This is a genomic window from Streptomyces sp. ISL-36 (assembly GCF_018614205.1).
Lineage (GTDB): Bacteria > Actinomycetota > Actinomycetes > Streptomycetales > Streptomycetaceae > Streptomyces.
The window spans coordinates 11,092-33,743 of sequence record NZ_JAGGOS010000060.1; the positions used below are offsets into that span (position 1 = coordinate 11,092).

Below are 22,652 nucleotides of genomic sequence, written 5' to 3' on the forward strand. Positions count from 1 at the left end.
GCTGGCGTCCGGGGGCGGGGTCGTGAGGAGAGTGTGCGGTTTTGCCCCCTTCGGGTTCTCAACGGGCTGAGGCGCTCCACGGTTCCGTCATGACGCGAACCGGACGCGTGACCCCGGTCACTTTGGCCGGACAAAACGGACACCATCTTTGTGCACGCGTTCACAAAGACATAGCCTGCATTCGACGGGGCGGTCCTGGGACATATGGCCGCCTGCAGCCCCGCTCATCCCGCAGGAGCACCGTGGCAACTGGCCGAACTCACCGACCGGCGACCCGCAGCCGAGGAATTCCCGAGGCCACCGTCGCCCGCCTTCCGCTGTATCTGCGTGCGCTCACCGCACTGTCGGAGCGCTCCGTACCCACGGTCTCCTCCGAGGAGCTCGCAGCCGCCGCGGGGGTCAACTCCGCGAAGCTGCGCAAGGACTTCAGCTACCTCGGCTCGTACGGGACGCGCGGCGTCGGCTACGACGTCGAGTACCTCGTCTACCAGATCTCCCGCGAGCTCGGCCTGACCCAGGACTGGCCCGTCGTCATCGTCGGTATCGGTAACCTCGGCGCGGCCCTCGCCAACTACGGCGGGTTCGCCTCCCGTGGCTTCCGCGTCGCCGCGCTGATCGACGCCGACCCCGCCATGGCCGGTACGCCGGTCGCCGGGATCCCCGTCCAGCACACCGACGAGCTCGAGAAGATCATCGTCGACAACGGGGTCTCCATCGGCGTCATCTCCACGCCGGCCGGCGCCGCCCAGCAGGTCTGCGACCGGCTCGTGGCCGCCGGGATCACCTCCATCCTGAACTTCGCGCCGACCGTGCTCTCCGTGCCCGACGGCGTGGACGTGCGCAAGGTCGACCTCTCCATCGAGCTGCAGATCCTCGCCTTCCACGAGCAGCGCAAGGCCGGCGAGGAGGCCGAGGCCGAGGCCGCGGCCGTACCTTCCGCCACCGCGGCCCTCGGCGCGCCGACCGCGCCCGGCCGCAAGGGCACCGACCGCAAGGGACCCGACGGGGACGTCCCCGCCGTGATGCCGGCATGAGCCTCCTCGTCGTCGGACTCAGCCACCGCAGCGCCCCGGTCAGCGTCCTGGAGCGGGCCTCGCTCGCCCGGGACACCCAGGCCAAGCTGCTGCAGGACACCCTCGCCGCCGAACCGGCCGCCGAGGCCGCCGTCCTCGCCACCTGCAACCGCATCGAGCTCTACGCCGACGTGGACAAGTTCCACGCCGGTGTCGCCGAGCTGTCCACGCTGCTCGCCCAGCACAGCGGCGTCGGGCTCGAAGAGCTGACCCCTTATCTGTACGTGCACTACGAGGACCGGGCCGTCCACCACCTCTTCTCGGTGGCCTGCGGGCTCGACTCCATGGTCGTCGGCGAGGGCCAGGTCCTCGGCCAGATCAAGGACGCCCTCGCGCTCGGCCAGGACCTGCACACCGCCGGCCGGCTCCTCAACGACCTGTTCCAGCAGGCGCTGCGGGTCGGCAAGCGCGCCCACAGCGAGACCGGCATCGACCGGGCCGGACAGTCGCTCGTCACCTTCGGCCTGGAACAGCTGGCCGACGGCACGGACGTGGACGCCTGGGCCGCGGGCAAGCGCGCCCTGGTCATCGGCGCCGGCTCGATGTCCTCGCTGGCCGCCGCCACGCTCGCGCGCGCCGGGGTCGCGGAGATCGTGATCGCCAACCGCACGACGGCCCGCGCCGAACGCCTCGTACAGATCCTGACCGAGCCCGGAAGCGCGGGTGTGGCCGCACGCGCGGTCGAGATGGTTGCCGTCGGCGACGAACTGACACGTGCCGACATCGTCGTCTCCTGCACCGGAGCCACCGGACTCGTCCTGACCGGCGAGGCCGTCGAGACGGCGATGAAGGACCGTACGGCCCCGCTCGCGCTGCTCGACCTCGCCATGCCCCGCGACATCGACGCCGCCGCCCACCGCATGCCGGGCGTCCGGCTCGTCGACATCGAGTCGCTCGCCGATGCCTCGGCCGACGCCCCGATGGCCGCCGACGTCGACCAGGTGCGCGCCATCGTCTCCGACGAGGTGGCCGCCTTCGGCGCCGCCCAGCGCGCCGCGCACATCACCCCGACCGTGGTCGCCCTGCGCACCATGGCCGCCGACGTCGTCGCGGGCGAGGTCGCCCGGCTCGAGGGCCGGCTGCCCGACCTCGACGACAGGCAGCGCGCCGAGATCACCCAGACCGTGCGCCGGGTGGTCGACAAACTCCTGCACGCGCCGACCGTGCGGGTCAAGCAGCTGGCCAGCGAGCCCGGCGGCGCCGGGTACGCCGACGCGCTGCGGACACTCTTCGACCTCGACCCGGAGACGGTCGCCTCCGTCTCCCGGGCCGACCTGAATGACGCCGACGTCAAGAACCGAGGGCGAGTATGACCGAGAGGGCACTGAGGCTCGGGACCAGGCGCAGCAAGCTCGCCATGGCCCAGTCCGGGCATGTGGCCGATGCCGTCCGGCAGCTGACCGGCCGGCCCGTCGAGCTCGTGGAGATCACGACGTACGGGGACGTCTCCCGTGAGCACCTCGCGCAGATCGGCGGTACGGGGGTGTTCGTCGTCGCCCTGCGCGACGCGCTCCTGGCCGGTGAGGTGGACTTCGCCGTCCACTCCCTGAAGGACCTGCCGACCACCCAGCACCCCGACCTGGTGGTGGCGGCGATCCCCGAGCGGGAGGACCCGCGCGACGTGCTGGTCGCCCGGGACGGACTGACCCTCGACCGGCTGCCGGACGGCGCCCGGGTCGGGACCGGTTCGCCGCGCCGGATGGCCCAGCTCAACGCGTACGCGCGCAGCCACGGCCTGACCATCGAGACCGTGCCGATCCGCGGGAACATCGACACCCGTGTCGGATACGTGCACAAGGGCGAGCTGGACGCGGTGGTTCTCGCCGCGGCCGGTCTCAACCGCATCGGCAGGACCGACGAGGTGACCGACTTCCTGTCGGTCGACTCCGTCCTGCCGGCCCCCGGCCAGGGGGCCCTGGCGATCGAGTGCGCGGCGGCCGACGCCGACCTCGTCGCCACGCTCGCCGAGCTCGACGACCCGCACACCCGGGCCGCCGTGACCGCCGAGCGTTCCCTGCTCGCCGCCCTGGAGGCCGGCTGTTCCGCACCCGTGGGTGCGCTGGCCGACCTGCTGGCCGAGGATTCCGGCCGCGGGCAGATTGTCACTGAAATGCGCCTGCGTGGCGTCGTCGGTACCACCGACGGCTCGACGCTGGTGCAGCTGTCCACCACCGGTCCCGTACCCGTGTCGTACGACGAGGCGATGGCACTCGGACGCGAACTCGCGGACGAGATGCTCGCCAAGGGTGCGGCCGGTCTTATGGGGGAGCGAGCACATTGAGCCCCACCAGCCCCACCGTCATCCCCGCGTCCTCGGCCTTCCCCGGCCACGGAAGCGTCACCTTCCTCGGCGCCGGACCAGGCGACCCCGGACTTCTGACCCTACGGGCCGTCGAGGCCCTGGCCGGAGCGGACGTCCTGATCGCCGAGCCGGAGGTGCTCGAGGTCGTCCGCGGCCATGCGCGAGCAGGCGTGAGCACGCCTGAGCTGACGGTTGTTGACGAGGCGTCAACAACCGCCGGTGTCCCCGTGTTGAGGGATGCGACCAATCTTGTCATGGAGGCCGCGCGGGGCGGCAAGCGGGTCGTCCGTGCGGTGACCGGCGACCCCGGCCTCGACGGAAACGCAGGTCAGGAGATGCTGGCCTGCGCCGCCGAGGGCATCCCCTTCGAGGTCGTGCCCGGTGTCGCCACGGCGGTGGGCGTGCCCGCGTACGCCGGTGTCCCGCTGCGCGACGCGCAGGGCACCGACGTGCGGTTCGTGGACGCCCGTACCGCCGACGACCGGTGCTGGACCGAGGTCGGCGCCTCGGACGGGACCGTCGTCGTGTCCACCTCGCTGGACTCCGTGGCGGCGGCGGCCGGAGAGCTGGTGGCGGCTGGCCGTAAGCCGGACACCCCGCTCACCGTGACCATCGGCGGTACGACGACGCGGCAGCGGACCTGGACCGCGACGCTCGGCACGATCGCGCAGGTCTTCAAGCAGGGGAAGGTCCTCCCCTCGCCCGAGGGCCACCGGCCCGTCATAGCCGTGGTCGGCGAGCGCAGCGCACCGGCGCAGCGGGACCAGCTGGCGTGGTTCGAGTCGAAGCCGCTCTTCGGGTGGCGGGTCCTCGTGCCGCGCACGAAGGAGCAGGCCGCGTCGCTCTCCGACCAGCTGCGGAGCTACGGCGCCGTGCCGCACGAGGTTCCGACGATCGCCGTCGAGCCGCCGCGGACGCCGCAGCAGATGGAGCGTGCGGTCAAGGGTCTGGTGACCGGCCGCTACGAGTGGATCGCCTTCACGTCGGTCAACGCGGTGAAGGCGGTGCGGGAGAAGTTCGAGGAGTACGGGCTCGACGCCCGGGCCTTCGCCGGGATCAAGGTCGCGGCGGTCGGCGAGCAGACCGCGGCGGCGCTGGTCGACTTCGGTGTGAAGCCGGACCTGGTGCCGAGCGGCGAGCAGTCGGCGGCGGGGCTCCTGGAGGACTGGCCGCCGTACGACCCGGTCTTCGACCCGATCGACCGTGTCTTCCTGCCGCGGGCCGACATCGCGACGGAGACGCTGGTCGCGGGGCTGATCGAGCTCGGCTGGGAGGTCGACGACGTCACCGCCTACCGGACCGTGCGGGCCTCGCCGCCGCCGGCGGACACCCGTGAGGCGATCAAGGGCGGCGGTTTCGACGCCGTGCTGTTCACGTCGTCCTCGACCGTGCGGAACCTGGTCGGGATCGCCGGGAAGCCGCACAACGTGACCGTGATCGCGTGTATCGGTCCGGCGACCGCCAAGACGGCGGAGGAGCACGGGCTGCGGGTGGACGTGCTCTCGCCGGAGCCCTCCGTGCACAAGCTGGCGGAGGCGCTGGCGGACTTCGGTCTGCGGCGGCGCGAGGCGGCGCTGGAGGCGGGCGATCCGGTGACGCGGCCGAGCGAGCGGAGGCCGGGCGCGAGACGGCGCCGGACGACGTGACGCTTGTGGCGTGAGGCCATGAGTGTGACGTTCGTAGCGTGACGCTTGTGGCATGACGCTTGTTGTGTGACCAGGGGTGCGGGGCCTTGTGGAGGTCCCGCACCCCTGGTGCGTTGCGGGGGTGCGTGCGGGGGCCGGGGGTGCGGGTCGCACGGGGCGCCCGGCGAGCGCGGAGGTCCGGCGGGGTGTCGGTAAAAGCGGTCCTCGCGCGGGCGTAGCCTCGGGCGTATGAACTCGTACGGATCCTTTCCCGGGGCGCGGCCGCGGCGGCTGCGGACGACGCCCGCCATGCGGCGGATGGTGGCCGAGACGCGGCTGAATCCGGCCGATCTGATCCTTCCCGCGTTCGTGCGGGAGGGTATCGGCGAGCCCGTGCCGATCGCCGCCATGCCCGGGGTCGTGCAGCACACGCGGGACACCCTGCGGAAGGCCGCCGTGGAGGCGCTGGAGGCCGGGGTCTCCGGGATCATGCTCTTCGGCGTGCCGCAGGACGAGAAGAAGGACGCGGCCGGTACGGCGGGCACGGACCCGGACGGGATCCTGCAGGTCGCGATCAGGGACGTGAAGGCCGAGGTCGGCGACGAGCTCGTGATCATGTCCGACCTCTGCCTCGACGAGTACACGGACCACGGGCACTGCGGAGTCCTCGACGCGAGCGGGCGGGTCGACAACGACGCCACGCTGGAACGTTACGCCGAGATGGCCCAGGTCCAGGCGGACGCCGGAGTCCACGTCGTGGGGCCCTCCGGAATGATGGACGGACAGGTCGGGGTGGTCCGCGACGCGCTGGACACCATCGGCAAGGAGGACGTGTCGATCCTCGCGTACACGGCGAAGTACTCCTCCGCCTTCTACGGCCCCTTCCGCGAAGCCGTGGGCTCCTCGCTGACCGGGGACCGCAAGACCTACCAGCAGGACCCGGCGAACCTCCGCGAGTCGATGCGCGAGCTGGCGCTCGACCTCGAGGAGGGCGCCGACATGGTCATGGTGAAGCCCGCCGGGCCCTACCTGGACGTGCTCGCGAAGGTCGCCGAGGCCGTGGACGTGCCCGTGGCGGCGTACCAGATCAGCGGTGAGTACGCGATGGTCGAGGCCGCGGCGGAGAAGGGCTGGATCGACCGGGACAAGGCCATCCTGGAGACGCTGACCGGGATCAGGCGGGCCGGCGCGCAGATGATCCTGACGTACTGGGCGACGGAGGTCGCGCAGAAGCTCGGCCGCGGGGTCTGACGACTCCGCGTACGACACCTCGACAGGGGCGGAACCGCACTGCGGTTCCGCCCCTGTCGCTCTCGGGTACGTCGTCGTCCGCCCCGTCGTGGGCGGGAGAAGTCGTGGGTGGGAGAACATGCACGCCGCTGCCGTCCTAACGGACGGTGAGCATCTCCGCGAGGCGCGAGAGACCGTCGGCACCGTGGCCTGCCGCGATCGAGCGGTCCAGCAGGGCCTGCAAGGGCTCGAAGAGTTCGCCGCTGACGCCCTGGTCCTTGAACGCGGCGAAGATGTTGGGGAACGCGGCCTGGTTCACGGCCAGGCTGGAGACATCCGTCAGATGCTGTCCGGCATCCAGGTCCCGGGCGATCTCAGGGACGATGCCGAGCATCGCCGTGATCCACGGGACCAGCAGCCCGGCGTACTCCTCGGCAGGGATGTTCTCCGTACGGACGAGGGCCAGGGCCTGGACGACACCGACGAACATCCCGTACATGCCCGTCAGCAGGCCCAGGTCATTGAGGGCCGCGAGGCCCGGGTCCGTGCCGGTCCACTTGGTGCCGCCGAGGGCCGCGAGCGTCGGGCGGTGCGTCTCGTACGCCTCCTCGTCACCGCTGTAGAAGACGTACGCGTCCGGTCCTGCGATCATCTGCGGGACGGCCATGATGCCGCCGTCGATGTAGCGCGCGCCGAGCTCCTCCGCACGGGCGGAGAGCGAACGGGCCTGCGCCGGGGTGCCGTTCGTGAGGTTGACCAGGGTCCTGCCCGCGAGCTGCTCACCCGGGAGGCCGGCGAGGACCTCGTCCACGTTGTCGTTGGTCAGCAGGCACAGGACGACGAGCGGGCTCGCCGCCACCGCCTCCGCGGCCGTGGCGGCGGGCAGAGCGCCCTGCGCGACCAGCGGGCCGGTCCTGGACGGGGAACGGTTCCAGACGGTGACCGGGTGGCCGCCGTTCAGGAAGGCAGATGCGAGGGCGCTGCCCATCATGCCCAGGCCGAGGACGGAGACCGGGGCGGAGGCGGGGGATCCGGAGACCGCCGGGGCGGAGACGGGGGCGAAGGAAGGGGTGAAGGGCGTTTCGGGCATGGGGGTGCTCCAGGGCTTGGGATCGGGGCTTCGAGCCGTCCTGCGGCTCGCGTTCGATCCTTCTCCGGGGCGGTTCGTCCCACAAGTACCGACTTTTTGGTCAGCTACGCACCGGTTGGTAAGGAAGGGCCGGGCGGCGCACCCTGGAAGTACCTCAGGAGGTGGTCCTCGTGATGCACACACTCGTCGGATGGCACATCGAGATGGAATTCCAGGAGGACGGCGACCGTACGAAGGCCGCCGCCATGGTGCGGCTCGGTGACGGCACCGAGTTCCGCGCCCAGGGCACGGCGCACCGGCATCCGTCCGACCCGGAGCAGCTGCGGGTCGGCGAGGAGATCGCCGGCGCACGCGCGCTCATGGATCTCGCCTCGCAGCTGCTCCAGAAGGCGCACACCGAGATCGACGAGGTGTCGGGCAGGACGTCGCACCCGATCCGCTGACGTCCTGACGCCGGACGTCCCGACACGTCCCGACACCCCTCGCCGGGCGGCGCTGTCAGTACATCAGCGCGTCGTCCATGTCGTGCTGCCAGTACGAGACGGTGGCGTTGTCGTCGGCGTAGGTGCCGCTCGGCGCCGCGACGGTCCTGGCGGGCCCCACCGAGCCGCCGGAGCCGTCGCCCGGCGCGAAGTGCACGGAGATCTTCCGCACCGTACGGCCGCCGGTGGACTCGCCCGGGTCGCCGGTGAGGATGACGGAGGCGTAGCCGGACTCTCCGGGGGCGAGGGTGACGACGGCCTGCGGCTTGCTGTCCTGGAGCACGTGCAGGGGTGACTGGGCGTCGTCGAAGCCGACGAACGGGGCTCCGTAGGCGTTGCAGGGCCGGCTGCCGACGTTGGTGACGGTGAGCAGGAGATGGTTGATGGGCCGGCTCACCTTGCTGGCCGTCACCTTGGCCGTGGAGCCGGTGCAGGGTGCGGTGGTCGGCCCGCTGCCGTCGCTCGGGCGAGAGGTGGGGCGCGTGGTCGGCCGGGCGGAGGGCTTCGTGGTGCCCGCCGGCTTGTCGGAGCCCGGCCGCGCGGTCGGGGAGTGGGTCGCCTCCTGCGTGGGCGTCGTGGTGGCCGACGGCGTGGGGACAGCGGTGGTGGTGGCGGGCGGATGCGTCGGCGCCGTCGAGGTGGTGCCGTCCGCCTGGCAGGCGGTGAGCGAGAGCCCGGCGAGAAGAGCGGTCGCGGCGGCGGTGACGCGGATCGTGCGGATGGTGCGCATGAGTTCCCCCGTGAGCTGTTGGTGAGTCGCTGAGTTGGTGAGTGCTTGAGTGGCGGTTTGCTTCAGTGGCGGTTGATCAGAGCGATCACGATCGCCGCACAGGTGATCAGCACCGCCACCGCTACAGCGTCCGTGAGGCGGCTGTTCGGCATGGGTCACACCTTGCGGGCCCGGCCGAGCCACCCGCAATCGGCACGGGACAATGGGGGAAGCTGGAACGCTCGCACAGGCTGTGACCTGGGGAGACAACCCTTCCCTGGAACGCGTTCCCGGAACGGCGAAGCAAGGGGGAACGGGGCGAGTGGCCACAGAAACGGACGGTTTCGCGGATCGCGTGAGGGCGCTGAAGGAGCGATCCGGGCTCAGTTACGGGGTGTTGGCGAAGAAGCTCCATGTCAGTACGTCGACGCTGCACCGGTACGGCAACGGGGACGCCGTTCCCACGGAGTTCGCCCCGGTGGAGCGGCTGGGACGGCTGTGCGGGGCCTCGCGTGAGGAACTGGTCGAGCTGCACCGCAGCTGGATCCTGGCGGACGAGGCACGCAGACGGGGGAAGGGCGCTCCGGTGGTCAGCGAACCGGAGGCCGAGCCCGCGGCCGATTGCGAGCCCCGGTCCAACGGCGAGGGTCAGTCCGGCGGCGAGCCCGGGATCGGGCCCGAGCGCCGGTCCGGCTCAGGGGACGACCCCGGGACCGTCCTCACCGTTCAGCCGCCCTCTTCCCCAGCCCCTTCACCTGCCTCTGCCGCGAGCCGCAGACGCCTGCGCACGGTCCTTGCCGCCGCCGCGGTCGTCGCACTCGCCGTGCCCCTCTGGTACGCGGTGGGGAGCCCGGACGACGACGGCGGCGGCGCCCGGGGAGCGGCCGGGACCACCACCACCCCGCCGGTTCGCGGGCATGCCGACGCACCGGTGAACGTGGGCATCAGCGCGTACAACTGGGCCGCCCCCTGCGGTCAGTACTACGTCCTCGACCAGCGGCCCGGCCAGGTCCCGCCCCCACCCCCTCCGCAGGACACCCGCCCCTGGGCACGCGCTCTCGGCGGCGTGGACGGCGGCCATCTGCGGCTCCAGCTCACCGTCACCGGCCGCACCCAGGAGGCCGTGGTCCTGAGCCGTCTCCACGTACGTGTCGTGGAGCGCGGCGCACCCCTGAACCAGCCGGTGTACTCCATGGGCGAGGGGTGCGGAAGCGGCGTCACCCCGCAGACCTTCGACATCGATCTCGACGCCCCGCTCCCCTTCGTGAAGCCGGTCGCGGGCCAGGACGGCGACCTGGTGGTGCCGGCCAAGGACTTCCCGTACAAGGTGTCCACCGGCGACCCCCAGATCCTCAACCTCGACGTGCACACCGAGGCGCACGTCGCCGCCTGGTACCTGGAGCTGGACTGGAGCAGCGGCGAACAGCACGGGACGCTGCGCGTCGACGACGGCGGAAAGCCGTTCCGTACGAGCGCGGTCGAAGGGAAGACGATGTACGACTACTGGCCCGACAAGGGCGAGTGGGTCGTCCGCTCCTGACACGAAAAGGCCTCGGCACCGAACGGAACGGTGCCGGGGCCTTCGTACGCCGGACGTGTGTCAGAGACGCTCGGGGGTCCGGATGCCCAGCAGGGCCATGCCCTGGTGGAGGGTCCGAGCGGTCAGCTCGCACAGGAAGAGACGGTTCTCGACCTGCTCCGGGGTGTCCGCCTTCAGGACCGGACACTCCGAGTAGAACGTCGTGTACTGCGACGCCAGCTGGTAGAGGTACGCGGCCAGCTTGTGCGGGGCGTACTCCGCGGCGGTCTCCGCGATCAGCTCGCCGAAGCCGTCCAGGTGCAGGCCCAGGGCGCGCTCGGCCGGCGCCAGCGCCACCTCCGGGTGGGCGGCCGGCTTGGCCTCGCCCGCCTTGCGGAGGATCGACTGAATACGCGCGTACGCGTACTGCAGGTACACCGACGTGTCGCCGTTCAGCGACACCATCTGGTCCAGGTCGAACTTGTAGTCCCGCGCCGCCGACGTCGACAGGTCCGCGTACTTCACCGCGCCGATGCCCACCTGGGCAGCCCGCTCGGTGATCTCGTCCTCCGTCAGGTCCTGCGCCTTCTCACGGACCACGGACGCGGCCCGGTCGATCGCCTCGTCCAGCAGGTCCACCAGCCTTACCGTCTCGCCCTCACGGGTCTTGAACGGCTTGCCGTCCTTGCCCAGGACCGTGCCGAAGGCCAGCTGGACGGCCTTGACCTCGTCGTTCAGCCAGCCGGCCCGGCGGGCGGTCTCGAAGACCATCTTGAAGTGCAGCGACTGGCGGGCATCGACCACGTACAGCAGGGTCGACGCCTTCAGGTTCTGCACACGGTCCCGGATCGCCGACAGGTCGGTGGCCGCGTAGCCGAAGCCGCCGTCGGACTTCTGGACGATCAGCGGGGTCGGATTGCCGTCCGGGCCCTTGACGTCGTCGAAGAAGACACACAGCGCGCCGTTCGAGCGGACCGCGACGCCCGACTCCTCGAGGATGCGGCAGGTCTCCACCAGCATGTCGTTGTAGCCGGACTCGCCGACCACGTCCGGGTCGTTGATGTCCATGTCGAGCTTGTCGAAGACCGAGTAGAAGTAGATCTTCGACTCGTCGACGAACCGCTGCCACAGGGCGCGCGTCTGCTCGTCGCCCGCCTGGAGGTCCACCACCCGGGCTCGCGCCCGCGTCTTGAACTCCTCGTCGGAGTCGAACAGCGCACGCGAGGCCTTGTAGAGCCGGTTGAGGTTGGACATGGCCTCCTCACCGGAGACCTCGGCGTCCGACTTGTGGTCCAGCTCGTGCGGGTGCTCGATCAGATACTGGATGAGCATGCCGAACTGGGTGCCCCAGTCGCCGATGTGGTGGCGGCGGACCACCGTCTCGCCCGTGAACTCCAGGATCTGGACCATCGCGGCGCCGATCACGGCGGAGCGGAGGTGACCGACGTGCATCTCCTTGGCCACGTTCGGCTGCGCGTAGTCGATCACCGTCGTGCCGGCGTTCTCCGCGTACGGCACGCCGAGGCGGGCGTCGGCGGCGCGGGCGGCCAGCGTCCTGACGATCGCCTCGTCGGTGACCGTGATGTTCAGGAAGCCGGGGCCCGAGACCTCGATCTCCTTCAGCACGTCGTTCGCCGGGATCCCCGCGACGACCTTCGTCGCCAGCTCACGCGGGTTGCCCTTGAGCTGCTTGGCGAGCGCCAGGATGCCGTTGGCCTGGAAATCGGCCCGGTCGCTTCGTCGCAGCAGCGGGTCGGCGGAACCGGCCTCCGGCAGGGCTGCCGAGAGGCCTTCCGCGAGGCGCTGCTGCACGGTCGAAGCGAGGGAAGGGACCGAGGCCATGAGCTTCCGTTCCTGTGTCGTGGTCGTGGTGTTCCGGTTCCCGAGATCGGTTCCGGAAGGTCTATTTCGCTTGTCAAGTGTCCCATGGGTGGGCAACGTGTTTTCTCCGCCTGTGGACAACCTCGGAGTGCACCGTTCCGTCTGGGAGAATGGCTGACGTAAGGCTGCAAGGCATTCGAGGGAATCAAGGAAGAAGGACGTACCGACCGTGGCTCAGAGCAGCACCGAGACCGACTGGGTCTCCCGTTTCGCGGACGAGGTCATCGCCGAGTCGGAGCGACGTGCGCCTGGCAAACCGGTCGTCGTCGCCTCCGGACTCTCCCCCTCCGGCCCCATTCACCTGGGCAATCTCCGTGAGGTCATGACCCCGCACCTGGTCGCCGACGAGATCCGGCGGCGCGGGCACGAGGTCCGGCACCTGATCTCCTGGGACGACTACGACCGGTACCGCAAGGTGCCCAACGGCATTCCCGGCGTGGACAAGGAGGGGTACGAGCAGCACATCGGCAAGCCGCTGACCTCCGTCCCGGCCCCGCCCGGCTCGCCGTACCCGAACTGGGCCGAGCACTTCAAGGCCGCCATGGTCGAGTCGCTGGCCGAGCTGGGCGTCGAGTACGACCCGATCAGCCAGACCGAGCAGTACACGGCGGGCACGTACCGCGAGCAGATCCTGCACGCGATGAAGCACCGCGGCGACATCGACGCGATCCTCGACCAGTACCGGACCAAGAAGGCCCCGGCGAAGTCGCAGAAGCCCGTCGACGAGGCCGAGCTGGAGGCCGAGGAGGGCTCGGGCGCGGCCAGCGAGGACGACGGCTCGGGCGGCGCCGGCGGCTACTTCCCGTACAAGCCGTACTGCGGGCAGTGCGACAAGGACCTCACGACCGTCACGTCGTACGACGACGAGACGACCGAGCTGGCGTACACCTGCACGGCCTGCGGCTTCTCGGAGACCGTCAAGCTGAGCGAGTTCAACCGCGGCAAGCTGGTCTGGAAGGTCGACTGGCCCATGCGCTGGGCGTACGAGGGCGTGATCTTCGAGCCCTCCGGCGTCGACCACTCCTCGCCCGGCTCGTCCTTCGTCGTCGGCGGACAGATCGTCCGCCAGATCTTCGACGGCGTGCAGCCGATCGGCCCCATGTACGCCTTCGTCGGCATCAGCGGCATGGCCAAGATGTCCTCGTCGCGCGGCGGCGTACCGACCCCGGCCGACGCCCTGAAGATCATGGAGGCGCCCCTGCTGCGCTGGCTGTACGCGCGCCGCAAGCCCAACCAGTCCTTCAAGATCGCCTTCGACCAGGAGATCCAGCGGCTCTACGACGAGTGGGACAAGCTGGAGGCCAAGGTCCAGGACGGGACCGTGCTCCCGGCGGACGCGGCGGCGTACGCCCGAGCGGCGCGCACCGCGGCCGGCGAGCTGCCGCGCACCCCGCGCCCGCTCCCGTACCGGACGCTCGCCTCGGTCATGGACATCACGGCCGGCCACGACGAGCAGACCCTGCGGATCCTGACCGAACTGGACCCCGAGAACCCGGTCACGTCCCTGGACGAGGTCCGACCGCGCCTGGGTCGCGCCGAGAACTGGATCACCACCCAGGTCCCGGCCGACCAGCGCACCGTCGTCCGCGACGAACCCGACACCGAGCTCCTCGGCACCCTGGACGACCAGGGACGCGAATCGCTGCGCCTCCTCCTGGAGGGCCTGGACACCCACTGGTCCCTGGACGGCCTGACCACGCTCGTCTACGGCGTCCCGAAGGTCATGGCCGGTCTCGACCCCGAGGCCAAGCCGACCCCGGAGCTGAAGGTCGCCCAGCGCGCGTTCTTCGCCCTGCTCTACAAGCTCCTCGTCAGCCGCGAGACCGGCCCGCGTCTGCCCACGCTGCTGCTCGCGGTGGGTGCGGAGCGGGTGCGGAAGCTGCTCGGCGCATAGGCGCCGCCGTACGCAGGAAGGCCGCCGCCCCGGCTCCGGGCGGCGGCCTTCCGCGTTCTCCTCTGCATCCTTCGGACGAGGCCGAGTTCCGACGTGAGCACGACGAGAACGAGGCGGACGCCGGAGACCGTGGAGACATGAAGAACGACGCCATCAGAAACGACGCCATCAGAAACGAAGCCATCGCGGTCGTCGGCTGGATCTCCCTCGTCCAGGGCGGACTCGGCGCCGGCGGGCAGATCTTCGGAGACAAGGCCTGGGGCCTGCTCCAGAAGTGGTGGGACATCCCGACCGCCGGATACCTCGTCCTGGCGCTCGCCGGGATCGCCCTCGCGGCATGGGGCGAGACCGCGAAGAAGCGGGCCAGGGCCTGACCGCCCACGGGCCAGGGCCTGACCGCCCGCGGGCCAGGGCCTGACCGCCCACGGGCCAAGGCCCGACCGCCCGCGCAAGCGGTCAGGCGATGTGGTTCTCCGCCAGCTCCTGATCCATCCGCTGCCGCAGCCCCGGCATCAACTGCCTCAGCAGAGCCGCGCTCCGCGGGTGCTCCACGCCGTACTTGTCACTCAGCAGTATGTCGAGCTGCTCGATGCTCGGCGGCTGCTGGTGCTCGTCGAAGTACATCCACATCGCCTTGTACGCGGTCTCCGCGAGCTCGGACGTGGACAGCTCCGGGTCGACGTACTCCTCGTACTCCTGGAACGACTGCTCCTGACGCGGCCCCGGGATCGGCAGATCGTCCGGGCCCTGCGGCACGGCGACCGGCGTCGGCTCGAAGCCCTCCACGTACGTCGGGTCGAAGGCGCCCTCGTACGCCTCCGGAGGCAACTGCTGCGCCTGGAACCACGGGCTGTCGTGGTTCGCGGGAAGCTCCTGCTCCGGCTGCTGCTGTTGCAGCTGCTGCGGGCCGGGCTGCTGTGGCTGACCCGGGCCCAGAGGCAGCTGCGGCGCCCCCTGCACCTGGTGCGCCTGCACCTGCTGCACCGCCTGCACCTGCTGCACCGGCTGGGAAGCCGCCGGCTGCGGCGGGATCAGCGCCGGCTCCACGCCCGCCGCCGCAAGGCCGGCCGCCGCCGTCTCCGCCAGCGGCACCCCGTACTTCGCCAGCCGCAACGGCATCAGCGACTCCACCGGCGCCTTCCGCCGCCACGCCCGCCCGAAGCGAGCCTGCAGCCGCGCCTGATAGATCAGCCGGTCCTGCTCCAACTTGATGACCTGCTCGTACGAACGCAGCTCCCACAACTTCATCCGGCGCCACAGCCGGAACGTCGGCACCGGCGACAGCAGCCACCGGGTGAGCCGCACGCCCTCCATGTGCTTGTCGGCCGTGATGTCCGCGATCCGGCCCACCGCGTGCCGGGCCGCCTCCACCGCCACCACGAACAGCACCGGGATCACCGCGTGCATACCCACACCCAGCGGATCGGGCCATGCCGCCGCGCCGTTGAACGCGATCGTCGCCGCCGTCAGCACCCACGCCGTCTGACGCAGGAGCGGGAACGGTATCCGGATCCAGGTCAGCAGCAGATCCAGCGCGAGCAGCACACAGATGCCGGCATCGATGCCAATGGGGAAGAAGTAGGAGAAGTCGCCGAAGCCCTTCTCCACCGCGAGCTCGCGCACAGCGGCGTACGAACCCGCGAAACCGATACCGGCGATGATCACCGCACCGGCGACCACCACACCGATCAGAATCTTGTGCGTGCGTGTCAGCTGCACCGCGGCCACCCGCGATCCCCTCCCGTCATTCGACATCTCGCGGGCACAGCGTGGCACATGCGCGAGGAGCCCGGCCCCCGGGGGAGGGACGGGCTCCTCGAAAACACGTGCAAAAGCGGGTGTTCGCGACGCGCGCCGCTAGCTGCCGGCGCCGGCGACCGCCGCGACGGCCTCCTTGGCGGCCTTCACCGCACCATCCATCATCACTTTGTCGGACGGAGCGGACGCCCCCGCGTAACCGGCGCCGTTGTACGTCAGCAGCACCAGCACATTGCCCGTACGCGCCACGATCGAGGCGTACTTGAAGTCCTCACCCGTCTTACGCAGCTCGTACGCCACCGCCTTCGCCTGGTCGCCGACCCCCGGCACCTCGGTGGTGCGCAGCTTCTTGGCACCCTCCGTCGCCTGGACCTTGGCCAGCTCCTTGGTGAAGTTCTCCTGCGCACGCTCCTGGCCGCTGCCGAGCGAGGCATCCGACTCGTAGCGGTAGAAGGAGACGTCGAGCCAGCGGTACTGCGAGCCCTTCAGCCCCTTGTCCTCAAGGCCGTTCCACGAGCAACCGCCACGGCTCGTCGTGTCGCTGGAGGGAGCCGTCGTACCGTTCTTCGCCTTCGCCTTGGGCACCAGGCTCGCGGTCGTCTTCGCGGAGATCGACTTGCAGACGTCCGGCAGCTTCGTGAACTTCGCCGGCTCGACCGTCTTCGTCGACTGCTGGGCGCTCGGGGTGGCCGAGGACGACCCCTTGCCCTTGTCCGGGGCCGACCCGGAACCGTCGGAGTCCGAGGAGCAGCCGGCGACGACGAGCATCACCGGAACGGCTGCGCAGGCGAGTATGCGGGAGAGTCGCGGGGCTGATCGGTGCATGGTTCCTTCAGTCGCTTGTCGTACGGTCCGGCAGTGTTCGTCCGCTCCGGCCGGCTGCCGTACGGCCCGGCCGACGGCCACGGTACGCCGACACGTTACGTGGTCGCGGTGCGCTCACGGAGGGGGTCCGGGCGGCTACTCCTCCAGCCGCTCGGCGAGCAGACGGGCCAGACTCACCGCCTTTTCCTGCAGTTCCCTGCTGTCCGGGGCCTCCGCGGAACCGTTCGTCTGCTCCGCGTACTCGACCGTCACGATCACATTGGATGTGCGGAACACCACGCTCACCGTGCGGTGCCGACCGCTCGTCCCGACGCTCGCGAGCACGTCGTCGAGGAACGCGACCTGACCGAGACCCTGCAGCACGCGGGGCTCCAGGCCGGTGCCGGTGCCGGTCCCGGGGGCCGGCGGGGTGTCGGAGTCGGACGGCTGGGCGGGAGGTGTCGAGGCCGAAGGGTCGGCCGCGCCGGTGGCGGGGCTGCCGGACGGGCTGGTGCTGCCGGAGGGGCTGGTGGGGGCGGTCGTCGGCGGGGGCTGGGGGAGGTCCGCCGCGGTCTGCTTGCCGGCGAACACCTCCTGGGCACGGTCGTCGTCGCTGACGGCCGAGTCGTACGACACCACCCGCTCCATGTCGAGGAGGAGCCGGTGCGAGGCGTCGGGGGTGTCGGCCTTCCAGCTGCACCCGACGCGGCGGTCGGTGTCGTACGTGACGGCAGCGCTGCCGCGGTACGCCCGGTCGCGCTCCTCGTCGGGCAGCTGGGCGGCGCCGGGCAGCAGATCCCTGAGCGTGGCCTGCGGGACGGAGCCGCAGGGCTCGAAGAGCGTGCGGTAGCGGCCCGGGGGCGCCGCGGCCGCTGCGGGCCCGGCCTTGGAGTCGATGGCGGCGGTGTCGCTTCCGGTGCCGGAGGAGCAGCCGGTGAGGCCCAAGGCGAGCGCCATGGTCAGCGCTGTCAGACCGGGTACGTACGCCTGTCGCTGCACGCTCTCAGGCTCCCTTCTCCCGAAGACTTCCCCGAAAACTGTTTGCCGCCGGAGTCCGGCCGATGGACACAATGTGTATCGCACGCAACGCCGTCGATGCCGGTCCGTTGTCACTTGTACGGGCCTTGGTGCCGGTTTTTGCGTTTTCAGGCTTTTCGGGGGAATCGAGGAAGTATGTCGTATGTAGAGGTACCGGGTGCGAAGGTGCCCATCCGGATGTGGACCGATCCTTCCACGGTCGAGGGCGGCGCCATGCAGCAGCTCCAGAACGTGGCGACGCTGCCGTGGATCAAGGGCCTGGCCGTGATGCCGGACGTGCATTACGGCAAGGGCGCGACCGTCGGCTCCGTGATCGCGATGCGGGGGGCCGTGTGTCCGGCGGCGGTGGGCGTGGACATCGGCTGCGGCATGTCGGCGGTCAAGACGTCGCTGACGGCGAACGACCTGCCGGGCGATCTCTCGCGGCTGCGGTCGAAGATCGAGCAGGCGATTCCGGTGGGGCGGGGGATGCACCGGGACGAGGTGGATCCGAAACGGCTGTACCAGTTCCCGACGGCGGGGTGGGAGGGCTTCTGGTCCCGGTTCGACGGGATCGCGGACGCGGTCAAATTCCGTCGCGAACGGGCAGCAATGCAGATGGGAACGCTAGGCGCGGGCAATCACTTCTGCGAAGTTTGCATCGATGGCCAAGGGTCGGTCTGGTTGATGCTTCACTCGGGCTCGCGGAACATCGGCAAGGAGCTCGCCGAGTACCACATCGGTGAGGCGCGGAAGCTGCCGCACAACCAGGGGCTCGTCGACCGGGACCTGGCGGTCTTCGTCGCAGACACCCCGCAGATGGCCGCGTACCGGAACGATCTCTTCTGGGCGCAGGAGTACGCGAAGTACAACCGAGCGGTGATGATGGCGCTCTTCCAGGAGGTCGTCCGGCGGGAGTTCCGCAAGGCGAAGGTGACCTTCGATCCGGTCATCTCCTGTCACCACAACTACGTGGCGGAGGAGCGATACGAGGGGATGGACCTGCTCGTCACCCGAAAGGGCGCGATCCGGGCGGGCTCCGGAGAGTTCGGGATCATCCCGGGCTCGATGGGTACCGGTTCGTACATCGTGAAGGGTCTGGGGAACGAGGCGTCCTTCAACTCCGCCTCGCACGGCGCCGGCCGAAAGATGAGCCGGACCGCGGCGAAGCGGCGCTTCTCGACGCGTGATCTGGAGGAGCAGACGCGGGGCGTGGAGTGCCGTAAGGACTCCGGTGTCGTGGACGAGATCCCGGGCGCCTACAAGCCGATCGAGAAGGTCATCGATCAGCAGCGGGACCTGGTCGAGGTGGTCGCGAAGCTGAAGCAGGTCGTCTGCGTGAAGGGCTGAGCGGCTGCGGAGTGCAGAAGGGCCGACGCGTGTGCGTCGGCCCTTCGCTCGTTCCCGGTCGGTTCTCGTCAGAGCTCGCGGTGGACCTTGGTGTTGGAGGCCTGGGCACGGGGGCGGACGACGAGGAGGTCGATGTTGACGTGTGGGGGGCGGGTGACGGCCCAGGTGATGGTGCCGGCGACGTCGTCGGCGGTGAGGGGGTCGGGGACGCCGGCGTAGACCTTGGCGGCTTTTTCGGTGTCGCCGCGGAAGCGGGTGGTGGCGAACTCGTCGGTCTTGACCATTCCGGGGGCGATCTCGATGACGCGGACCGGGGTGCCGACGATCTCGAGGCGGAGGGTTTCGGCGAGGACGCGGGCGCCGTTCTTGGCGGCGACGTAGCCGGCGCCGCCTTCGTAGGTGGAGTGGCCGGCGGTGGAGGACAGGACGACGACCGTGCCGTCGCCGCTGGCGGTGAGGGCGGGGAGCAGGGCCTGGGTGACGTTGAGGGTGCCGATGACGTTGACCTCGTACATCTGGCGCCAGTCGTCGGGGTCGCCGGTGGCGACGGGGTCGGCGCCGAGGGCGCCGCCCGCGTTGTTGACCAGGACCGCGATCGTGCGGAAGGCGGTCGCGAAGGTCTGGACGGCTTCGCGGTCGGTGACGTCGAGGGCGTAGGCGGTGGCCTGGTGGCCGGCCTCGTTGATCTCGGCGGCGATCTTCTCGATGCGGTCCTTGCGGCGGGCGGTGAGGACCACGCGGTATCCGGCCGCGGCGAGTTGCCTGGCGGTGGCGGCGCCGATTCCGCTGCTCGCTCCGGTGACGATGGCGATGGGGGTACCGGCGGCAGTCATGACGTGCTCCTCGCGCGTGTGGTCGATTACGTCGCTCGCTGGTCAGGATAGGCGGCGGCCGGTGGTCAGCGGGCTCGCGGGGCGTACATGATCACGGCCATGCCGGCGAGGCAGATCAGTGCTCCGGTGACGTCCCAGCGGTCGGGGCGGTAGCCGTCGGCGACCATGCCCCAGGCGATCGAGCCGGCGACGAAGACCCCGCCGTAGGCGGCGAGGATCCGGCCGAACTCGGCGTCGGGCTGGAGGGTGGCCACGAAGCCGTAGACGCCGAGGGCGGCGACTCCGGCGCCGATCCAGATCCAGCCGCGGTGTTCGCGGACGCCTTGCCAGACGAGCCAGGCGCCGCCGATCTCGAAGAGGGCGGCGAGGACGAAGAGGGCGGCGGATCGGGCGATGAGCATGGGGACAGGGTGGCAGGTCCGGGGGGACACGCGGGCTGACGGATAGTCAGAACATATGCGGGACAATCGGTATCTTCAGGGCATGAGTGTGATGAGCAAGGTGCTGCTCGGTCTGGCCCTGACGGGCACGGTCGTGGTCGGCGTGGGGGAGAGTGCCCGGGCTGTCGGGCCGGCACCGGTCGCCGTCGAGCCGGTACCGGTCACGGCCGAGGCGGACCTGGCCCACCACGGCCATGTCTCTCTCTGGGAGAGGCGACTGGGGGTCTGGTTGGTCAGCGAGAACCATGGGCCGTCCCATGTGTCCCAGGCGACGGTCCGGCTCGCCTTCTCCGAGCCGCTGGCCGGTGGGCAGGAGCTTCCTCCTTCCTGTCTGTGGGGGAGTGATCGGGTGGTGGTCTGCCGCACGGGTGAGCTGCGGGCCGCGGGGGCGGCAGGCGAGCTGGCGCTCGATCTGCGGACGGCGGGCTCTCCGGACGAGGTGACCGTCGACATCGGCACCGTGTGGAGCGACGGCTCGACCGACCGGAATCCGAAGAACGACCGTCATCGGGTCCTTGTGCTCGCGACGGGTGATCCCTACGTCTTCTGACATCATCGGAAGGTGTGGCCGTCGGGGCGGACCAGGAGCGTGGTGCGCCGGGCGGGGTCGGTCCAGGTGGCCCGTACGACCCGGGCCGGGGAGGCAGGGGAGGCAGGCAGGGCCGGCTTCGTGCCCTCGGGGGCGATCAGGACGAACTCGCCCGCGCGGAGCAGTTCGTAGAGCCTGCCCTCGCGCAGGGTCAGGTCGGGGACGCGCCGGCCCGTCCGGCCGTAGGCGATGCCGAGACCGCTGATCGCGCCCATGGCCTTGTCGGCGGCGGGGCGGAAGGTGTTCAGGAGGCGCGTCGCGAGCGCGCGGGCGGTGCGCAGGAGGGGGTCGCGGGCCATGGCGAGCCGGACGATGGCTCCGCTGCTGCGCAGTACCGCCGCGCCGACCGGGTGGCGTTCGGTCTGGTAGGTGTCGAGTAGCGCCTCGGGGTCGGGGGCGTCCCCGCGCAGGACGGCGGCGAGTTTCCAGGAGAGGTTGGCGGCGTCCTGGAGGCCGGTGTTCATGCCCTGACCGCCGGCGGGGGAGTGGACGTGGGCGGCGTCGCCGGCGAGGAGGACGCGGCCCGAGCGGTAGGCGGGGGCCTGGCGTTCGTCGCTGTGGAAGCGGGAGATCCAGCGGGCGTCGTGCATGCCGTAGTCGCTGCCGAGGGCGCGGCGGGCGATGTCGCGGACCTCGTCGAGGTCGACGGGTTCGCTGTCGGGGACCTGGCGGGTGCGGTTCCAGCCCATCACGCGGTACCAGCCGTCGCCGAAGGGGGCGATGAAGGCGAAGGCGTCCCGGGCTCCGTTGACCGTGAGGAGTCCTTCGGGTTCGTGGGTGAGGCGGACGTCGGCGAGGACGAGGGAGCGGATCACCGAGGTGCCGGGGAAGGGGAGTCCGAGGGCGGCCCGCACGGTGCTGCGTACGCCGTCGGCGCCGACGAGGTAGCGGGCACGGAGGGTGAGGGGTGCGCCGCCGGGGCCGGTGAGTTCGGCGGTGACCGTGTCGGTGTCCTGGCTCAGTGCGCGCAGTTCCGTTCCGTACCGGAAGTCCACACCTGTGGACAGGGCGCGGTGTTCGAGGAGTCGCTCGACTTCGTACTGCGGGGTGATCAGGAGGTAGGGGAAGCGGGAGGGCAGCCGGGTCAGGTCGAGGGTGAGGTGGCGGAAGAGGCGCAGCTGGGTGAGGGGGGTGCCGGTGGAGACGAGGTCGTCGGCGAGGCCGCGGGCGTCGAGCTGTTCCAGGGTGCGGGCGTGGACGCCGAAGGCGCGGGTCATGTTGCTGATGCCGTGGGGTCGGCGCTCGATCAGCGTGGCGCGCAGTCCCGCGGCGGCGAGGTCGCCGGCGAGCAGCATGCCGGTGGGGCCCGCTCTGATGACGAGGACGTCCGTGTCCAGGTGGTTCATGGCTGCCTCCAGGTGTGCCATGCCAACTCCTGTTGGCCAACAAGTGTTGGTCAACGCTTGTTGGCAAATGTAGGCGCCGCGCCGATGGCGTGTCAACACCTGTTGGCCTACAGTTGTTGGCATGACGACAGCCCGCCGCTCCGACGCCACCCGTGCCGCGATCCTCGAAGCCGCTCGCGAGCGGTTCGCCTCCGACGGCTACGAGCGCGCCACCATCAGGGCCATCGCCCGCGACGCCGGGATCGATCCGTCGATGGTGATGCGCTACTACGGCAACAAGGAGGGGCTGTTCGCCGCCGCTTCCGAGTTCGAGCTGCATCTTCCGGAGCTGGGCGCCCTGCCCTCCCGGCACATCGGCGCGGTCCTGGTCACGCACTTCCTCGACCGCTGGGAACGGGACGACGTCCTGACCGGGCTTCTGCGGGTCGGCGTCACCAACGCCGCGGGTGCCGAGAGGATGCAGGCGATCTTCGCCGAGCAGCTCGGGCCGGTCGCCCTCGGCGTCTGCCCCGACCCCGCCGAGGCGCCCCGCCGCGCGGCCCTCGCCGCCTCGCAGATCCTCGGCATGGCGCTGGCCCGCTATGTGCTGAGGCTGCCGCCGGCGGTCGAGATGTCCCGAGAGGACGTCGTCGCCTGGCTGGGGCCGACCGTGCAGCGCTACCTGACCGCGCAGCAGCCATAGAGCGGCAGGTCGCTGCTTCGTACACTTT

21 protein-coding genes are annotated in these 22,652 nt (G+C 70.6%); 12 read left to right on the plus strand and 9 right to left on the minus strand.

What is annotated here, in order from left to right; all coding sequences use genetic code 11:
* Window positions 1-242: 242 nt before the first annotated feature.
* The 5 genes from J7E93_RS16355 to hemB all read left to right on the plus strand — a co-directional run bounded on the left by J7E93_RS16355 (window position 243) and on the right by hemB (window position 6,251).
* Window positions 243-1,034 carry a redox-sensing transcriptional repressor Rex gene (locus J7E93_RS16355; RefSeq protein ID WP_215069957.1) on the plus strand — a complete coding sequence of 264 codons (792 nt, stop codon included), beginning with the start codon at window positions 243-245 and terminating at the stop codon, window positions 1,032-1,034.
* The gene (locus J7E93_RS16360) at window positions 1,031-2,386 is read left to right on the plus strand and encodes a glutamyl-tRNA reductase (RefSeq protein WP_215069959.1); all 1,356 of its coding nucleotides are present in this window, start codon (window positions 1,031-1,033) and stop codon (window positions 2,384-2,386) included. The genes J7E93_RS16355 and J7E93_RS16360 overlap by 4 nt, the downstream gene beginning before the upstream one ends.
* Entirely contained in the window at window positions 2,383-3,354 is a 972-nt protein-coding gene (hemC, locus tag J7E93_RS16365) for a hydroxymethylbilane synthase (RefSeq protein WP_215069960.1), read from the plus strand. Before J7E93_RS16360 ends, hemC begins: the two co-directional genes overlap by 4 nt.
* A complete protein-coding gene (locus tag J7E93_RS16370) occupies window positions 3,351-5,021 on the plus strand; it encodes a uroporphyrinogen-III synthase (protein WP_215069962.1) in 1,671 nt (556 codons plus the stop codon). Before hemC ends, J7E93_RS16370 begins: the two co-directional genes overlap by 4 nt.
* 228 nt (window positions 5,022-5,249) lie before the next feature.
* Window positions 5,250-6,251 (plus strand): porphobilinogen synthase, encoded by a 1,002-nt coding sequence (hemB, locus tag J7E93_RS16375; protein WP_215069964.1) that lies wholly within the window; start codon window positions 5,250-5,252, stop codon window positions 6,249-6,251.
* A 136-nt stretch (window positions 6,252-6,387) separates the two neighbouring features.
* Here the strand turns inward: hemB and J7E93_RS16380 are convergent, their stop codons facing one another.
* Window positions 6,388-7,320 (minus strand): NAD(P)-dependent oxidoreductase, encoded by a 933-nt coding sequence (locus tag J7E93_RS16380; RefSeq protein WP_215069966.1) that lies wholly within the window; start codon window positions 7,318-7,320, stop codon window positions 6,388-6,390.
* Window positions 7,321-7,493: 173 nt separating this feature from the next.
* On the opposite strand from J7E93_RS16380, the gene J7E93_RS16385 reads away from it, so the two are divergent.
* Window positions 7,494-7,763 carry a DUF1876 domain-containing protein gene (locus J7E93_RS16385; RefSeq protein ID WP_215070104.1) on the plus strand — a complete coding sequence of 90 codons (270 nt, stop codon included), beginning with the start codon at window positions 7,494-7,496 and terminating at the stop codon, window positions 7,761-7,763.
* Between the two features lie 55 nt (window positions 7,764-7,818).
* Here the strand turns inward: J7E93_RS16385 and J7E93_RS16390 are convergent, their stop codons facing one another.
* Window positions 7,819-8,532 carry a DUF4232 domain-containing protein gene (locus J7E93_RS16390; protein ID WP_215069968.1) on the minus strand — a complete coding sequence of 238 codons (714 nt, stop codon included), beginning with the start codon at window positions 8,530-8,532 and terminating at the stop codon, window positions 7,819-7,821.
* 301 nt (window positions 8,533-8,833) lie between these two features.
* On the opposite strand from J7E93_RS16390, the gene J7E93_RS16395 reads away from it, so the two are divergent.
* A complete protein-coding gene (locus J7E93_RS16395; protein ID WP_308368676.1) occupies window positions 8,834-10,051 on the plus strand; it encodes a helix-turn-helix transcriptional regulator in 1,218 nt (405 codons plus the stop codon).
* A gap of 60 nt (window positions 10,052-10,111) precedes the next feature.
* On the opposite strand, the gene argS is transcribed toward J7E93_RS16395, so the two are convergent.
* Window positions 10,112-11,872 carry an arginine--tRNA ligase gene (gene argS, locus J7E93_RS16400; protein ID WP_215069971.1) on the minus strand — a complete coding sequence of 587 codons (1,761 nt, stop codon included), beginning with the start codon at window positions 11,870-11,872 and terminating at the stop codon, window positions 10,112-10,114.
* 208 nt (window positions 11,873-12,080) lie between these two features.
* On the opposite strand from argS, the gene lysS reads away from it, so the two are divergent.
* Together lysS and J7E93_RS16410 are read left to right on the plus strand one after the other, a co-directional pair.
* Window positions 12,081-13,805 (plus strand): lysine--tRNA ligase, encoded by a 1,725-nt coding sequence (gene lysS, locus J7E93_RS16405; protein ID WP_215069973.1) that lies wholly within the window; start codon window positions 12,081-12,083, stop codon window positions 13,803-13,805.
* A 137-nt stretch (window positions 13,806-13,942) separates the two neighbouring features.
* The gene (locus J7E93_RS16410; RefSeq protein WP_251066629.1) at window positions 13,943-14,179 is read left to right on the plus strand and encodes a hypothetical protein; all 237 of its coding nucleotides are present in this window, start codon (window positions 13,943-13,945) and stop codon (window positions 14,177-14,179) included.
* Window positions 14,180-14,261: 82 nt separating this feature from the next.
* Here J7E93_RS16410 and J7E93_RS16415 read toward each other — a convergent pair whose 3' ends face one another.
* The 3 genes from J7E93_RS16415 to J7E93_RS16425 all read right to left on the minus strand — a co-directional run bounded on the left by J7E93_RS16415 (window position 14,262) and on the right by J7E93_RS16425 (window position 17,366).
* Window positions 14,262-15,533 (minus strand): DUF2637 domain-containing protein, encoded by a 1,272-nt coding sequence (locus J7E93_RS16415; RefSeq protein ID WP_215069975.1) that lies wholly within the window; start codon window positions 15,531-15,533, stop codon window positions 14,262-14,264.
* Between the two features lie 129 nt (window positions 15,534-15,662).
* On the minus strand, window positions 15,663-16,388 hold the full coding sequence (locus tag J7E93_RS16420; protein WP_215069977.1) for a DUF3558 domain-containing protein: 726 nt from the start codon (window positions 16,386-16,388) through the stop codon (window positions 15,663-15,665).
* Between the two features lie 135 nt (window positions 16,389-16,523).
* Entirely contained in the window at window positions 16,524-17,366 is an 843-nt protein-coding gene (locus J7E93_RS16425; RefSeq protein ID WP_215069979.1) for a DUF3558 domain-containing protein, read from the minus strand.
* Window positions 17,367-17,540: 174 nt separating this feature from the next.
* Between J7E93_RS16425 and J7E93_RS16430 the strand changes: the two genes are divergently transcribed.
* On the plus strand, window positions 17,541-18,734 hold the full coding sequence (locus J7E93_RS16430) for an RtcB family protein (RefSeq protein WP_215069986.1): 1,194 nt from the start codon (window positions 17,541-17,543) through the stop codon (window positions 18,732-18,734).
* Window positions 18,735-18,802: 68 nt separating this feature from the next.
* On the opposite strand, the gene J7E93_RS16435 is transcribed toward J7E93_RS16430, so the two are convergent.
* Together J7E93_RS16435 and J7E93_RS16440 are read right to left on the minus strand one after the other, a co-directional pair.
* On the minus strand, window positions 18,803-19,567 hold the full coding sequence (locus J7E93_RS16435) for an SDR family NAD(P)-dependent oxidoreductase (RefSeq protein ID WP_215069989.1): 765 nt from the start codon (window positions 19,565-19,567) through the stop codon (window positions 18,803-18,805).
* A gap of 65 nt (window positions 19,568-19,632) precedes the next feature.
* Window positions 19,633-19,968: a YnfA family protein gene (locus tag J7E93_RS16440; protein ID WP_215069991.1), complete on the minus strand. Its 336-nt coding sequence runs from the start codon at window positions 19,966-19,968 to the stop codon at window positions 19,633-19,635.
* Window positions 19,969-20,050: 82 nt separating this feature from the next.
* Between J7E93_RS16440 and J7E93_RS16445 the strand changes: the two genes are divergently transcribed.
* Window positions 20,051-20,557: a hypothetical protein gene (locus J7E93_RS16445; protein ID WP_215069993.1), complete on the plus strand. Its 507-nt coding sequence runs from the start codon at window positions 20,051-20,053 to the stop codon at window positions 20,555-20,557.
* 2 nt (window positions 20,558-20,559) lie between these two features.
* On the opposite strand, the gene J7E93_RS16450 is transcribed toward J7E93_RS16445, so the two are convergent.
* The gene (locus J7E93_RS16450) at window positions 20,560-21,963 is read right to left on the minus strand and encodes an FAD-dependent monooxygenase (protein WP_215069995.1); all 1,404 of its coding nucleotides are present in this window, start codon (window positions 21,961-21,963) and stop codon (window positions 20,560-20,562) included.
* 100 nt (window positions 21,964-22,063) lie between these two features.
* Here J7E93_RS16450 and J7E93_RS16455 point away from each other — a divergent pair, with 100 nt between their 5' ends.
* Window positions 22,064-22,624, plus strand: a complete 561-nt coding sequence (locus tag J7E93_RS16455) for a TetR/AcrR family transcriptional regulator (RefSeq protein ID WP_215069997.1) — start codon at window positions 22,064-22,066, stop codon at window positions 22,622-22,624.
* The last annotated feature ends 28 nt before the right edge of the window (window positions 22,625-22,652 follow it).

Bases quoted from the DNA above. Each gene is read 5' to 3' on its own strand.
- J7E93_RS16360 (WP_215069959.1), top strand. From the start codon at position 1,031: ATGAGCCTCCTCGTCGTCGGACTCAGCCACCGCAGCGCCCCGGTCAGC.
- hemC (WP_215069960.1), top strand. From the start codon at position 2,383: ATGACCGAGAGGGCACTGAGGCTCGGGACCAGGCGCAGCAAGCTCGCC.
- hemB (WP_215069964.1), top strand. From the start codon at position 5,250: ATGAACTCGTACGGATCCTTTCCCGGGGCGCGGCCGCGGCGGCTGCGG.
- J7E93_RS16380 (WP_215069966.1), bottom strand. From the start codon at position 7,320: ATGCCCGAAACGCCCTTCACCCCTTCCTTCGCCCCCGTCTCCGCCCCG.
- J7E93_RS16385 (WP_215070104.1), top strand. From the start codon at position 7,494: ATGCACACACTCGTCGGATGGCACATCGAGATGGAATTCCAGGAGGAC.
- J7E93_RS16390 (WP_215069968.1), bottom strand. From the start codon at position 8,532: ATGCGCACCATCCGCACGATCCGCGTCACCGCCGCCGCGACCGCTCTT.
- argS (WP_215069971.1), bottom strand. From the start codon at position 11,872: ATGGCCTCGGTCCCTTCCCTCGCTTCGACCGTGCAGCAGCGCCTCGCG.
- J7E93_RS16410 (WP_251066629.1), top strand. From the start codon at position 13,943: ATGAAGAACGACGCCATCAGAAACGACGCCATCAGAAACGAAGCCATC.
- J7E93_RS16420 (WP_215069977.1), bottom strand. From the start codon at position 16,388: ATGCACCGATCAGCCCCGCGACTCTCCCGCATACTCGCCTGCGCAGCC.
- J7E93_RS16430 (WP_215069986.1), top strand. From the start codon at position 17,541: ATGTCGTATGTAGAGGTACCGGGTGCGAAGGTGCCCATCCGGATGTGG.
- J7E93_RS16435 (WP_215069989.1), bottom strand. From the start codon at position 19,567: ATGACTGCCGCCGGTACCCCCATCGCCATCGTCACCGGAGCGAGCAGC.
- J7E93_RS16440 (WP_215069991.1), bottom strand. From the start codon at position 19,968: ATGCTCATCGCCCGATCCGCCGCCCTCTTCGTCCTCGCCGCCCTCTTC.
- J7E93_RS16445 (WP_215069993.1), top strand. From the start codon at position 20,051: ATGAGTGTGATGAGCAAGGTGCTGCTCGGTCTGGCCCTGACGGGCACG.
- J7E93_RS16450 (WP_215069995.1), bottom strand. From the start codon at position 21,963: ATGGCACACCTGGAGGCAGCCATGAACCACCTGGACACGGACGTCCTC.
- J7E93_RS16455 (WP_215069997.1), top strand. From the start codon at position 22,064: ATGACGACAGCCCGCCGCTCCGACGCCACCCGTGCCGCGATCCTCGAA.